We start from the raw sequence: 12,865 nt of genomic DNA, 5'->3' as shown, positions 1-12,865 counted from the left end.
CGCCCCGCCGAACGGCCCGTCGTGGCACGGCACGCCACTCGTGCCACAGCGGACAAATCCGAACCCGGGTCGCCGGGCGGGACACCGACCGGTAAGGATGAGGGAGATAATTGCGGCTTACGGCGGGGGAAGTAGAGCGTGTCGAGCAGGACGAGTACGGCCGTGCTCGCCCGGGGCCTTCGGGTCCTCGGGCGGGCCGTTCGGGAACAACCACGGATCTTCACGGTCGCGGTCGCCGGCAGCGTGCTCTTCGGCGCGATGGTGATCGGCAGCGCGTACGTGATCGGCGCGGTGGTGGGCGACGTGGTGGTGCCCTCGATCGCCAGCGGCTCGGTGGAGACCGGCGTGCTGGCGCTGGCCGCCGCCGCCCTCTTCGGGATCAGCCTGCTGCGGGTGGTCGGCATCTTCGGGCGTCGGCTCGGTGCCGGCTACATGCAGTACCGCCTCCAGGCGTCCTACCGCCGCCGGGTGACCCGACGCTATCTGGACCTGCCGTTGTCCTGGCACCAGCGGCACGCCACCGGCACCCTGCTCTCCAACGCCAACTCCGACGTGGAGGCCGCCTGGTACCCGATCGCGCCGCTGCCCTTCGCGGTCGGCACGCTGGTGATGGTGGCCGGGGCGATCGTCACGCTCTTCGTCACCGACTGGGCGTTCGCCCTGGTCGGGGTGGCCGTCTTCCCCGCCCTGTTCACGCTCAACGTGGTCTACTCCCGGCGGATGGCCCCCCGCCAGGCCCGCGCCCAGCAGTTGCGGGCCGAGGTCAGCGGCATCGCCCACGAGAGCTTCGACGGCGCGCTGGTGGTCAAGACGATGGGCCGGGAGGCGCAGGAGACCCACCGGTTCGCCACCCGCGCGGCGGAACTGCGCGACGCGCTGATCGCCGTCGGCCGGCTGCGCGGCCTGTTCGACCCGCTGCTGGAGACCCTGCCCAGCATCGGCACCCTCGCCGTGCTGGTGGTCGGCGCGATCCGGCTGCGCCAGGACGCGATCACCGTCGCCGAACTCATCAGCGTCGCGTTCCTGTTCACCGTGCTGGCGGTGCCGGTGCGGGCCATCGGCTGGGTCCTCGCCGAGCTGCCGCGCAGCGTGGCCGGCTGGGACCGGGTGCAGCAGGTGCTCCGCGCCACCGGCGAGATGGCCTACGGGGACCGGGTCCTCGACCACACCGGCGGCGGTCCGGCCACCCTCGCCTTCGCCGACGTCTCCTTCCGGTACGAACCGGCCGAGGCGCACCTGCCCGGGGCCGAGGTGCTCGGCGCGGTCACCTTCACCGTGCCCGCCGGGCGCACCGTCGCCCTGGTCGGTCCGACCGGGTCCGGCAAGTCGACCATCGCCGCCCTGGCGGTGCGTCTGGTCGACCCGGACGCGGGCACCGTCACCCTCGACGGGGTCGACCTGCGGGAGTTGACCGCCGCGTCGCTGGCCGGCAACGTCGCGCTGGTCGCCCAGGTGCCGTTCGTCTTCGACGACACGGTGCGCGGCAACGTCACCCTGGACCGGCCGGACATCGGTGACGACGACGTCTGGGCGGCGCTGCGGCTGGCCGAGGCGGACGGTTTCGTCGCGGCCCTGCCCGACGGGCTGGACACCCGGGTCGGTGAGCGGGGCACCTCGCTCTCCGGCGGGCAGCGGCAGCGTCTCACCCTGGCCCGCGCGCTCGCCGGCCGACCCCGGCTGCTGGTGCTCGACGACGCGACCAGCGCGGTCGACCCCCGGGTCGAGTCGGCCATCCTGGCCGGGCTGCGCTCCTCGGCGACCGGTGGGACGGGTGCGGGCACCTCGATCCTGGTGGTGGCGTACCGACGCGCCACCATCGCCCTGGCCGACGAGGTCATCTACGTCGAGCAGGGCCGGGTGGTGGCCCGGGGCACACACGCCGAACTGCTCGCCACCGTGCCCGGCTACGTGGACCTGGTCACCGCGTACGAGCAGGCGGAGGCCGAACGCGAGCAGGCCCGTACGTACCAGGACCCGGCGGTGGTCCCGGTGACCACGGGCCTCGAAGTGGAGATGGACCGGTGAGCGCGAGGAGTGAGCTTGCGAGCCCCGCAGTCGGGAACGGAGGGCGGGCGCGGTGAGCGCGAGGAGTGAGCTTGCGAGTCCCGCAGTCGCGAACGAGAGGCTGACCCGGTGAGCGCGGTCGTGGTGGAGGAGAAGGTGGAACCGGTGGGCGGGTCGGGACAGCCGCCGGAGCGGACCGAGACGGCCTGGCGCACCATGCGCCGGGGCCTGGCGCTCTCCCCGGAACTGCGGGTGGGGCTGGCCGGCACGCTGGCTCTGGCGCTGGTCTTCATGGTCGGCCGGGCCGCCGTGCCGGTGGCGGTGCAGCAGGGCATCGACCGGGGTCTGGTCGGCGGGATCGACCTGGGCACGGTCGGGACGGTGGTCGCCCTGACCGCCGCGACGCTGGTGGTGACCACGGTCTGTGGCTACCTGATGATGCGCCGGCTGTTCACGGTCAGCGAGACGGCGTTGGCCAACGTCCGGACCCGGGCGTTCCGGCACGTGCACGACCTGTCGATGCTGCACCAGCAGTCCGAGCGGCGCGGTTCGCTGGTGTCCCGGGTGACCAGCGACGTCGACCAGATCACCCAGTTCCTGCAGTGGGGCGGGGTGATCCTCATGATCAACCTCGGCCAGCTCGTGGTCACCACGATCGTCATGCTCGTCTACTCCTGGCAGCTGACCCTGGTGGTCTTCGCCGCCTTCCTGCCGGCCGTGCTGGTGATCCGGGCCCTCCAGCGCCGGCTGGGCGCGGCGTACGGGGTGGTCCGGCAGCGGCTGGGGGCGATGCTCGGCGCGGTCGCGGAGAGCGTGGTCGGCGCGCCGGTCATCCGGGCGTACGGGATCGCCGGGCGGACCTCCCGGCGGCTGGACGAGGCGATCGACGACCACCGGCGGGCCCAGCAGCGGGCCATCCGGTTCAGCATCCTGGGCAGCTCGGTCGGGGAGCTGGCGGCCGGTGTCGCCCTGGCCGGCGTGGTCGTGGTCGGGGTGAGCCTCGGCGCGGACCGTACGCTCTCGGTCGGCCAGATCACCGCCTTCCTGTTCCTGGTGACCCTGTTCATCCAGCCGGTGCAGATCGCCACCGAGGTGCTCAACGAGGCCCAGAACGCGATCGCCGGCTGGCGGCGGGTGCTGGACGTGCTGGACCTGAGCCCGGACGTGGCCGACCCGGGGGAGCAGGGGCGCCAGCTGCCGCCGGGTCCCCTGGACGTCCGGTTCGCGCGGGTGGGCTTCGCGTACCCGGGTGGGCCGCCGGTGCTGCACGACATCGACCTGGAGATCCCGGCGAAGACCCGGGTGGCGGTGGTCGGCGAGACCGGCAGCGGCAAGACCACCTTCGCCAAGCTGCTCACCCGGCTGATGGATCCGACCACCGGCACCGTGCTGCTCTCCGGCGTGCCGCTGGAGCAGGTGCGGTTCGACTCGCTGCGCAGCCGGGTGGTCATGGTGCCGCAGGACGGATTCCTCTTCGACGCGACGGTGGGGGAGAACGTCCGCTTCGCCAGGCCGGAGCTCACCGACGAGCAGATCGTCGCGGCCTTCACCGAGCTGGGGCTGGTCGACTGGTTGGAGGGGCTGCCGTCCGGGCTGGACACTCCGGTCGGGGAGCGGGGCGAGGCGCTCAGCGTGGGGGAGCGGCAGCTGGTCGCGCTCGCCCGCGCGTACGTCGCCGACCCGGACCTGCTGGTGCTGGACGAGGCGACCAGCGCGGTCGACCCGGCCACCGAGGTGCGCCTCCAGAAGACCCTGGACGCGGTGACCCGGGGCCGGACCACCCTTGCCATCGCGCACCGGCTCTCCACCGCGCAGGCGGCCGACGAGGTGATCGTGGTGGACCGGGGCCGGGTGGTGCAGCGTGGCCCGCACGACGAACTGATCCGGGACCCGGGCTCGGTGTACGGGCTGCTCTACGCCTCGTGGCTGGAGCAGACCCGGTGATCCGGAAGCTGGGTGATCCGCTGGACGCCCGTGTCCGGGTGCTCTAACCTCCTGGGTTAGGTTAGCCTAACCTACGGAAAGGGGCGGTCATGCGACCGAGCAGCGCCGAAACGGTCCGGACCCTGGTCGCCGGCCGCCTCCCCGGGCTGGTGCACCTGGCGCACCGCCCGGGGCCGTATCAGGTCCGGCACGTCACCGACCCCGACGGTCGGGTGTTGATGCTCGTGCCGGTGGTCAGCGACCTGGCCGCCGCGCTGCGCCCCACCGGGGCCGCCCGGGACGACGCCGCGGTGGTGCTCGACGTGCTGGACCTGCCCCCGGCGGCGGGTGCGCCGTCGCTGGGCCGGGCCTGGGTCTCCGGGTGGGCGGCCCGGCTGGACGGGGCGGACGCCCGCGACGCCGCAGTCGACTTCGCCACCGTGGAGCCGACCGGCGACCTGCTCGACGTCGGCACCCGGTTCCGGCTGTACCGCTTCGAGGTGGCCGAGGCCCGCCTGGACATCGCCGGGGAGGTGTGGCGCGTCCCGCGCGACGAGTACGCCGCCGCCGACCCGGATCCGCTGCACCCGGTCGAGGGCGCGCTCCTGGCCGACCTCGCCGAGCACCACGGCGACCAGATCGCCGCCTACCTGCGCCGACAGCTCGGCCGGCTCGGCGAGCGGGCCGGCGCGCCGCCCCGGATCGTCCGCGTCGACCGGTACGGCCTGGTGGTGTCCCTGGGTGGGCCCGGCGCGCGGCAACGGGCCCGGTTGTCGTTCCCCCGGCCGGTCGCCGACCACGCCGACCTGGCCCGGCTGCTGCACCCGGTGCTCTGCCGGCACCGGGCGTCGGCCCGACCGGCCTGACCCCGCCCCTGGGCGCGGCCCGGGTGGTAGCAGGGGTCCCCTCTCACCGCTTTTTGCCGAGCAGGGGTCCCCTGCAAACACCCGGGCCCAAAGGGCCGACCGGGTCAGCCGGGGAAGACCTCGTCCAGCGGCCCGGTCAGGTATCGCTGCACGCCGGGGCCCACTGCGGCGACCAGGGTCTCCGGCGGCGCGGAGGCCAGCGGCTCCAGCCGGACGACGTACCGCATCAGCACCAGCCCGCCCATCTGGGCGGCGACCAGCGCGCCACGCAGCGGCCGCTCGGCCGGGTCGGCGTCGAGGTGCTGGAGCACCCGGCGCAGCACCTGGGTGACCAGGAACTCCCGCAGCAGCCGGGCGGTCCACTCGGTGGTCACCGCCGAGCGCAGCAGCGCCACCCCGGCCATCCCGGCCGGTGAGTCCCAGACCGCGAGGAAACCCCGGACCAGCCTTTCACCGATGCCCTGCGGATCGCCGTCGAGCACGCCGGGCAGCAGCCGTCCCGGGTCGATCGGGGCGTTCATCGCGGCCAGGAAGAGCTTGTCCTTGCTGCCGAAGTAGTGGTGGACCAGAGCCGGGTCGACCCCGGCCGCGCCGGCGATCGCCCGGATCGACGCCGCGTCGAACCCCCGTGCGGCGAACGCCGTCCGGGCCGCGTCGAGGATCGCCTCCCGGGTGTCCGGGTTGCCCGGTCGTCGTCCGGTCCGTCCGCTCATCGCCGCCTCTCGCCGTCGTCAACCGCTGCGTCGGCGCAGCGTGGCCGCGGCGAGCACCAGGGCCAGCAGCGCCGACGCGGCCACCACCGCCAGGTCCCGCCACATCGTGGCGGTGGGCTCGGCGTGCGCGCCGATCTCCCGCAACGCCTCGACCGCGTACGACAGGGGCAGCGCGTCGCTGACCGCCCGGAGCCAGCCGGCCATCTGCTCCCGTGGGACGAAGAGCCCGCAGAGCAGGAGCTGGGGGGCCACCACGACCGGCATGAACTGTACGGCCTGGAACTCGGTGCGGGCGAAGGCGCTGCACAGCAGCCCCAGCGCCATGCCGAGCAGGGCGGTGACCACGGCGATGACGACGACCAGCCCGCCACTGCCGGCGGTGTCCAGGTCGAGCAGCCCGTACGCCACCGCGCCACTCACCACCGCCTGCACCGTGGCGGCCAGCCCGAAGGCCAGGGCGTACCCGAGGAGCAGGTCGAGCTTGCCCAGCGGGGTGGTGAGCAGCCGTTCCAGGGTGCCGGTGGTGCGTTCGCGCAGCATCGCGATGCTGGTCACCAGGAACATCACCATGAAGGGGAAGAACCCGAGCATGACCAGGGCGACCCGGTCGAAGGTGGACGGTTGCCCGGGTGGGGTGGGCTGCTCGGCGTACATGAAGTGGACCAGCGCGAGCAGTGCGCCGGGGACCACGACCAGCAGGGCGATCGTGCGTGGGTCGTGGCGGAGCTGGCGCAGCACCCGCCCGGCGGTGGCCGCCACGATGCGGGGGTTCACGACTGCTCCCGTCCGGCGCGACCCGCCTCGGTCGCCCGGATCAGGCGCAGGAACGCCTCGTCCAGGTCCGTCACGCCGGCCGCCGCGCGCACCCCGTCGGGGGTGTCGTCGGCGAGCAACCTGCCCTGCCGGATCAGCAGCAGCCGGTCGCAGCGGGCGGCCTCGTCCATCACGTGGCTGGAGACCAACAGGGTGGTGCCGGCGGCGGCCATCTCGTGGAACCGGGCCCAGAGGTCGGCCCGGAGCACCGGGTCCTGCCCGACGGTGGGCTCGTCGAGCACGACCAGCTCCGGTCGGCCGACCAGGACGCAGGCCAGGGAGACCCGGCTGCGCTGCCCGCCGGAGAGGGACCCGGCCAGTTGACCGGCGGCCTCGGCGAGCCCGACCTCGGCCGTCGCGCGGTCGGCGTCGGCCCGGTCGCGCCCGTGCACCGCAGCGAAGTACCGCACGTTCTCCCGGACCGTCAGGTCGGCATAGACGCTCGGCGCCTGGGTCAGGTACCCGACCCGCTGGCGCAGGGCCGGTGTCCCGGCCGGGTGGCCGAGCACCGTCACCGTCCCGGAGCTGACCGTCTGCACCCCGACCACCGCGCGCATCAGGGTGGTCTTGCCGCTGCCGCTCGGGCCGAGCAGCCCGGTCACCGTGCCGCGTGGCACGGTGCAGCTCACGCCGTCCAGCACCCGGTGTCCGCCCCGGTCGACCACGAGGCCGTCCAGGGTGATCGCACTGTCCATGCGAGTCTCCCTCGAATTCATCACCCGTTGAACTCAACGCTAGTTGACTTCCGGTCGGGGCACAACGGTCCGTCCCCGCCCGTCGTCGGGGACCGTTTCCGATCAGCGGTGGTCCCGATGCCGGGACGCCCTGTCGGCCGGTGTCGTCCGGCGAAGCGGGACGGGGCTGGGACGTCCGCGCCGCGTGCGGGACAATGGGTGACTGTGCCCGTACCTGACGCGCCGGTGACCGGCGTTCCCGCCAGCCCGACCCGCCCGGCCCCCACCGGGCCGGTCCGTCCGTCCCGGCTCGACCCGGCCGTCGCGGCCCGACTGCGCCGTGGCGCCGACGGCCTGGTCGCCGCCGTGGTCCGTCAGCACGACTCCGGCGAGGTGCTGATGGTCGCCTGGATGGACGACGAGGCGCTGCACCGCACGCTGACCACCGGTCGGGCCACCTACTGGTCCCGCAGTCGCCAGGAGTACTGGGTCAAGGGCGCCACCTCCGGTCACCACCAGTACGTCCGCTCGGTCGCCCTGGACTGCGACGGCGACGCGCTGCTGGTCAGCGTCGACCAGGTCGGCCCGGCCTGCCACACCGGCCGGCGCAGCTGCTTCTCGGAGGACCTGCCGGTGGTGACCGGCCGACCGGCGGAACCGCCGGTCGTGACCGGCCGCCCCGGGGATCCGCCGACCGGCGACCCGGCCGGGGAACCGTCGGTCACCGACGGTGGGGCGGGTGCGGCATGACCGACGGCACGGTGAGCCCTGACCTGGCCGCCTTCACCGAACTGGCGGCCCGCTGGCGGGTCGTCCCGGTCATCCGACGGCTGTTGGCCGACGGCGAGACCCCGGTCGGGGTCTACCGCAAGCTCGCCGGTGGTCCGGGCACCTTCCTGCTCGAATCCGCCGAGCAGGGAGTCGGCTCGGCCGGGCTGGCCTGGTCCCGGTACAGCTTCATCGGCGTCCGCAGCAGCGCCACCCTGGTCGAGCGGAACGGCGAGGCCACCTGGCTCGGACGGCCCCCCGCCGGCCTGCCCACCGGGGGCGACCCGGCCCGGGTGCTGCGCGACACGGTGGCCGCGCTGGCCGGGCCGGCGTTCGACCCGACCAGCGGTATGCCCCCGCTGACCGGCGGCATGGTCGGCTACCTCGGGTACGACCTGATCCGCCGCATCGAGCGGCTGCCCAGCCTCAGCGAGGACGACCTCGGCGTGCCCGAACTGGGCATGATGCTCGCGACCGACCTGGTGGTCCTGGACCACTACGAGGGTTCGGCGATCCTCATCGCCAACGCGGTCCTGCCGCCGGCGGACGAGCCCGACCGCGCCGCCGAGGTGGCCGCCGCCTACCACCACGCGATCGGCCGTCTGGACGCGATGACCTCGGCGCTCTCCCGGCCGAACGCACCGATGATCTCCACGGTCGACCGCCCGCCGGTCGGCGCGGTGACCTGCCGGACGGCCGAGGGGAACTACCCGAAGGCGGTGGAGGCGGCCAAGGAGGCGATCCGGGCCGGGGAGTGCTTCCAGATCGTGCTGGCGCAACGCTTCGAGCGGCGCACCGACGCCGACCCGCTGGACGTCTACCGGGTGCTGCGCACCACCAACCCCAGCCCGTACATGTACCTGCTCCGCTTCGACGACTTCGACATCGTCGGCTCCTCGCCGGAGGCGCACCTGAAGGTCACCGGCGCCGACGACGGGCAGCGCCGCGCGCTGCTGCACCCGATCGCCGGCACCCGGCCCCGGGGCGTCGACCCGGAGCACGACGCCCGGCTCGCCACCGAACTGCTGGCCGACCCGAAGGAACGGGCCGAGCACGTCATGCTGGTCGACCTGGGCCGCAACGACCTGGGCCGGGTGTGCCGGCCGGGCACGGTCGAGGTGCCCGAGTTCGCCACCATCGAGCGGTACAGCCACGTCATGCACATCGTCTCGACCGTGGTCGGCACGCTCCGCTCCGACGCCACCGCGTTCGACGCGCTCGCCGCCACCTTCCCCGCCGGCACCCTCTCCGGCGCGCCGAAGGTCCGGGCGATGGAGATCATCGAGGAGTTGGAGCCGGTCCGCCGGGGCCTCTACGGCGGCACGGTCGGTTACTTCGGCTTCGGTGGTGACCTGGACATGGCCATCGCGATCCGTACCGCGTTGATCCGGGACGGCTGGGCGTACGTGCAGGCTGGCGCGGGGATCGTGGCCGATTCTGATCCCGCCGCCGAGGACCGGGAGACCCGGGCCAAGGCCGCCGCGGTGCTCGCCGCCATCGCCGCCGCCGAGACCCTCCGGCCGGCCCGGTGAGCGCGAGGAGTGCAGCGGAGCGGAGCCCCGCAGTCGCGAACGAAAGGTGGCCCCGGTGAGCGCGAGGAGTGCAGCGGAGCGGAGCCCCGCAGTCGCGAACGAAAGGTGGCCCCGGTGAGCGGCACGACCGGCCCGTCGGCCGGTGGCGGGAGCCCGTCGTCGGCCGGGCGGCGCGAACTGGCGTACGCGGTGCTGCTCTGCCTGGCCGGAGCGGGCCTGGCGGTCTGGGCGGCGACCCGGACCTGGTCGGTCGAGGTGACCCCGCGACCAATGCCGCTGCCGGCGCTGCGGGAGGAGCGGTCCGGGGCCGCCCTGCTGCCCTGGCTGCCCGCGCTGGCCGTGGTCGCGCTGGCCGGCGCGGGAGCCGTGCTCGCCACCCGGCGCGGGCTGCGTCGCGTGGTCGGGCTGGTGATCCTGGTGCTCGGCACGGCCGTGGCGGTGGGCGGCGGGTACGCCCTGACCGCCGGATTCGCCGGTGAGGTCAGCCGGCAGTGGCCGGCGCTCTGTCTGCTCGGTGGCGTGCTCGCGGCGGCCGGCGGGGCCTGGACGGCCCTGCGGGGAGCCGCGTGGCCTGCCATGGGTGCCCGCTACGAGCGCCCGGCCCGTGGCGGTGCCGCCACCTCCGGTGGGCCGGCGGCCCCCGGCGCGGCGGTGTCGCCGCGGGGCACCGCCGACGCGTGGGACGCGCTGGACCGGGGCGAGGACCCGACGATCAGCTGACCGGCTGCCGCTGGTCGGCGCGGGCGGCGGCCCGGGTGGCCGCGAGTTCCTCCACCAGGCGGTGCAGTTCGGCGCGACGGTCGGCGCGGGCCCGGTCCGCGCAGACCGCCTCCCAGGCGTTGCCCCGGGCGGTGCGCATCCGCTCCTCGCCGACGACCGCCCGCTCCAGGGTGTGCACCACGCCGACGGCGAGCGAGGCGACGGTCCGGGAGATCGTGGTGAGTCCGATGGTCGATGCCGGCTGGCCAGTACTCATGATCACTCCGCAACGGATCCGTTGGTTCGGTGGGGCGAACCCGCCTGTCGAGTCTGCCCGACGCTGATGCTGTCGGCTTCACGTTTCGACGTGATGACCGCCGCATCAACACTCCGTGGGGACGAACACCGTGGTCAGGGTCGTTCGTCCTTGACCTACGTCACACCGGGCTTCAACGGGCCGGACCGCCCACCGGGGCGGGACGCCTCGCGCGGACAACGACCGGCGGTGGTGTCATGATGATGAGGATGATCGATGACTCGGTGACGGCGGGCGGTGGGGACGATCGCGGTGGTCGACCCGACCGGTTGCGCTGTGTGTTTTTCCGCTCACCGGAAGTCGGTCATTATGCCCCAGCCCATCTCGTGAGGCGCGCCATACCCCCCCACCTGGGGTTCAGCGCCGCCACCTAGCATCGGCCCATGACACCCGGAGAGGGGAGTCCGTTGGTGACTGCTGAGCATGCGCACGCGGAGGGGGACGAGGCCGGTCCGGCGGCGCCCGCCAGCGTGCTCGACGAGATCCTGGCCGGCGTACGCGAGGACGTCGCCCGACGGCAGGAGCAGATTCCGCTGGAGCGGATCCGCGAACTCGCCGCCGCCGCACCGCCACCGCTGGACGCGTACGCGGCCCTGCGGCGGCCCGGCGTCGCGGTGATCGCCGAGGTGAAACGGTCCTCACCGTCGCGCGGACAGCTCGCCGAGATCGCCAACCCCGCCGACCTGGCCGGCGAGTACGCCGCCGGCGGCGCCCGGGCGATCAGCGTGCTGACCGAGGGACGGTGGTTCGGCGGGTCGCTGGACGACCTGGCCGCCGTCCGGGCCGCGGTGAAGATCCCGGTGCTGCGCAAGGACTTCGTGGTCTCCAGCTACCAGGTGCACGAGGCCCGGGCGCACGGGGCCGACCTGGTGCTGCTGATCGTCGCCGCGCTGGAGCAGAACGCCCTGGTCGGGCTCCTGGAGCGGATCGAGTCCCTCGGCATGACCGCGCTCGTCGAGGTGCACGACGAGGAGGAGGCCGACCGGGCCCTGGAGGCCGGTGCCCAGGTGATCGGGGTCAACGCCCGTGACCTGCGGACCCTGGAGGTCGACCGGTCGGTGTTCGAGCGGATCGCGCCGGGCCTGCCCAGCAACGTCGTGAAGATCGCCGAGTCCGGCGTGCGCGGCCCGCACGACCTCATCCGGTACGCCTCGGCCGGGGCGGACGCCGTCCTGGTCGGCGAGGGCCTGGTCACCCAGAAGAGCCCCCGCGAGGCGGTGTCGGAACTGGTCAACGCCGGCAACCACCCGGCCACCCCGCGTCCGGCGCGCTGAGGCGCACCGGCCCCGCCCGCTCCCGCCAGCACCGAGAGGACCACCGATGAGCGCCAACGCGCAGGCCGGCGCGGCCGGCCTGCTCCCCGACCCGGCCGGCCACTTCGGCCGGTACGGTGGCCGGTTCGTCCCCGAGGCGCTCGTCGCCGCGCTCGACGAGCTGGACGCGGCGTACCGGTACGCGATGACCGACGAGACGTTCCTCGCCGAGTTCGACGCGTTGCTGCGGGACTACGCCGGAACTCCGTCCCGGCTCTACACGGCGAACCGGTTCTCCGCCAAGGTCGGCGCGCGGGTGCTGCTCAAGCGGGAGGACCTCAACCACACCGGGGCGCACAAGGTGCGCAACGTGCTCGGTCAGGCGCTGCTCACCCGGCGGATGGGCAAGACCCGGGTGATCGCCGAGACCGGGGCCGGGCAGCACGGCGTGGCCACCGCCACCGCCGCCGCCCTGTTCGACCTGGAGTGCGTCGTCTACATGGGTGAGGTCGACACCGAGCGGCAGGCGTTGAACGTGGCCCGGATGCGGATGCTCGGCGCCACCGTCGTCCCGGTCACCAACGGCTCGCGCACCCTGAAGGACGCGATGAACGAGGCGATGCGCGACTGGGTCGCCCACGTCGACGACACCCACTACCTGATCGGGACCGCTGCCGGGCCGCACCCGTTCCCGGCGATGGTCCGGGACTTCGTCAAGGGCATCGGCGAGGAGGCCCGGCAGCAGTGCCTGGACCTCACCGGCGCGCTGCCCGACGCGGTCGCCGCCTGTGTCGGTGGCGGCTCCAACGCCGTCGGTATCTTCCACGCCTTCGTCGGTGACCCCGACGTCCGGCTGTACGGCTTCGAGGCCGGCGGCGACGGCGTCGAGACCGGCCGGCACGCCGCCAGCATCACCGGCGGGTCGTCCGGGGTGCTGCACGGCACCCGCACCTACGTCCTCCAGGACGACGACGGGCAGACCATCGAGTCCCACTCGATCTCCGCCGGCCTGGACTACCCGGGTGTCGGGCCGGAGCACGCCTGGCTGCACGACAGCGGCCGGGCGACGTACGAGCCGGTCACCGACGACGAGGCGATGGCCGCGTTCGAGCTGCTCTGCCGTACCGAGGGGATCATCCCGGCGATCGAGAGCGCGCACGCCCTGGCCGGCGCGATGAAGATCGCCCCCCGCCTCGCCGACGAGCTGGGCCGGGAGCCGGTCATCGTGGTCAACCTCTCCGGTCGGGGCGACAAGGACGTCCACACCGCCGGCGGGTACTTCGGCATCCTCGACAAGGAGTGAC

The 12,865-nt window shown here is 73.9% G+C and carries 11 protein-coding genes and 1 pseudogene; 8 read left to right on the top strand and 4 right to left on the bottom strand.

Features of this window, described 5'->3' with window-relative positions:
• Window positions 1–138 precede the first annotated feature (138 nt).
• The 3 genes from ACIBJE_RS16810 (at window position 139) to ACIBJE_RS16800 (ending at window position 4,793) form a co-directional block, all read left to right on the top strand.
• Complete coding sequence (locus tag ACIBJE_RS16810) at window positions 139–2,025, top strand: ABC transporter ATP-binding protein (protein WP_396749043.1); 1,887 nt, start codon at window positions 139–141, stop codon at window positions 2,023–2,025.
• A gap of 195 nt (window positions 2,026–2,220) precedes the next feature.
• Window positions 2,221–3,948, top strand: a complete 1,728-nt coding sequence (locus ACIBJE_RS16805; protein ID WP_396749261.1) for an ABC transporter ATP-binding protein — start codon at window positions 2,221–2,223, stop codon at window positions 3,946–3,948.
• Window positions 3,949–4,037: 89 nt separating this feature from the next.
• Entirely contained in the window at window positions 4,038–4,793 is a 756-nt protein-coding gene (locus tag ACIBJE_RS16800; RefSeq protein WP_396749041.1) for a DUF2470 domain-containing protein, read from the top strand.
• A 104-nt stretch (window positions 4,794–4,897) separates the two neighbouring features.
• Here the strand turns inward: ACIBJE_RS16800 and ACIBJE_RS16795 are convergent, their stop codons facing one another.
• Genes ACIBJE_RS16795 through ACIBJE_RS16785 form a run of 3 tightly spaced genes read right to left on the bottom strand, consistent with a single transcriptional unit; the run spans window position 4,898 to window position 7,014 of the window.
• Window positions 4,898–5,506 (bottom strand): TetR family transcriptional regulator, encoded by a 609-nt coding sequence (locus tag ACIBJE_RS16795; protein WP_396749039.1) that lies wholly within the window; start codon window positions 5,504–5,506, stop codon window positions 4,898–4,900.
• Window positions 5,507–5,524: 18 nt separating this feature from the next.
• A complete protein-coding gene (locus tag ACIBJE_RS16790; protein ID WP_396749037.1) occupies window positions 5,525–6,280 on the bottom strand; it encodes an ABC transporter permease in 756 nt (251 codons plus the stop codon).
• Window positions 6,277–7,014, bottom strand: a complete 738-nt coding sequence (locus ACIBJE_RS16785; RefSeq protein ID WP_396749035.1) for an ABC transporter ATP-binding protein — start codon at window positions 7,012–7,014, stop codon at window positions 6,277–6,279. The genes ACIBJE_RS16790 and ACIBJE_RS16785 overlap by 4 nt, the downstream gene beginning before the upstream one ends.
• Before the next feature lie 204 nt (window positions 7,015–7,218).
• On the opposite strand from ACIBJE_RS16785, the pseudogene hisI reads away from it, so the two are divergent.
• From hisI to ACIBJE_RS16770, 3 genes and pseudogenes are all read left to right on the top strand, one after another.
• A pseudogene (gene hisI, locus ACIBJE_RS16780) lies at window positions 7,219–7,638 on the top strand (phosphoribosyl-AMP cyclohydrolase); the annotation flags it as partial.
• 101 nt (window positions 7,639–7,739) lie between these two features.
• Window positions 7,740–9,293, top strand: a complete 1,554-nt coding sequence (locus tag ACIBJE_RS16775) for an anthranilate synthase component I (protein WP_396749032.1) — start codon at window positions 7,740–7,742, stop codon at window positions 9,291–9,293.
• A 114-nt stretch (window positions 9,294–9,407) separates the two neighbouring features.
• A complete protein-coding gene (locus tag ACIBJE_RS16770) occupies window positions 9,408–10,013 on the top strand; it encodes a Trp biosynthesis-associated membrane protein (RefSeq protein ID WP_396749030.1) in 606 nt (201 codons plus the stop codon).
• Here the strand turns inward: ACIBJE_RS16770 and ACIBJE_RS16765 are convergent.
• Window positions 10,006–10,269 (bottom strand): hypothetical protein, encoded by a 264-nt coding sequence (locus ACIBJE_RS16765; protein WP_145836219.1) that lies wholly within the window; start codon window positions 10,267–10,269, stop codon window positions 10,006–10,008. The two genes, ACIBJE_RS16770 and ACIBJE_RS16765, sit on opposite strands and share 8 nt — an antisense overlap.
• 509 nt (window positions 10,270–10,778) lie before the next feature.
• Between ACIBJE_RS16765 and trpC the strand changes: the two genes are divergently transcribed.
• Both trpC and trpB read left to right on the top strand, forming a co-directional pair.
• Window positions 10,779–11,582 (top strand): indole-3-glycerol phosphate synthase TrpC, encoded by an 804-nt coding sequence (gene trpC / locus ACIBJE_RS16760; protein ID WP_396749259.1) that lies wholly within the window; start codon window positions 10,779–10,781, stop codon window positions 11,580–11,582.
• Window positions 11,583–11,628: 46 nt separating this feature from the next.
• Window positions 11,629–12,864, top strand: a complete 1,236-nt coding sequence (gene trpB, locus ACIBJE_RS16755) for a tryptophan synthase subunit beta (protein WP_396749028.1) — start codon at window positions 11,629–11,631, stop codon at window positions 12,862–12,864.
• Window position 12,865 lies beyond the last annotated feature (1 nt).

The organism is Micromonospora sp. NPDC050187 (assembly GCF_044459745.1).
Taxonomy (GTDB): domain Bacteria; phylum Actinomycetota; class Actinomycetes; order Mycobacteriales; family Micromonosporaceae; genus Micromonospora.
The sequence above is the reverse complement of the archived record's forward strand: the minus strand, read 5'-3'. Positions and strand labels throughout refer to the sequence as shown.

Bases quoted from the DNA above. Each gene is read 5' to 3' on its own strand.
- ACIBJE_RS16765 (WP_145836219.1), bottom strand. From the start codon at position 10,269: ATGAGTACTGGCCAGCCGGCATCGACCATCGGACTCACCACGATCTCC.
- trpB (WP_396749028.1), top strand. From the start codon at position 11,629: ATGAGCGCCAACGCGCAGGCCGGCGCGGCCGGCCTGCTCCCCGACCCG.
- ACIBJE_RS16795 (WP_396749039.1), bottom strand. From the start codon at position 5,506: ATGAGCGGACGGACCGGACGACGACCGGGCAACCCGGACACCCGGGAG.
- ACIBJE_RS16775 (WP_396749032.1), top strand. From the start codon at position 7,740: ATGACCGACGGCACGGTGAGCCCTGACCTGGCCGCCTTCACCGAACTG.
- ACIBJE_RS16800 (WP_396749041.1), top strand. From the start codon at position 4,038: ATGCGACCGAGCAGCGCCGAAACGGTCCGGACCCTGGTCGCCGGCCGC.
- ACIBJE_RS16805 (WP_396749261.1), top strand. From the start codon at position 2,221: ATGCGCCGGGGCCTGGCGCTCTCCCCGGAACTGCGGGTGGGGCTGGCC.
- ACIBJE_RS16785 (WP_396749035.1), bottom strand. From the start codon at position 7,014: ATGGACAGTGCGATCACCCTGGACGGCCTCGTGGTCGACCGGGGCGGA.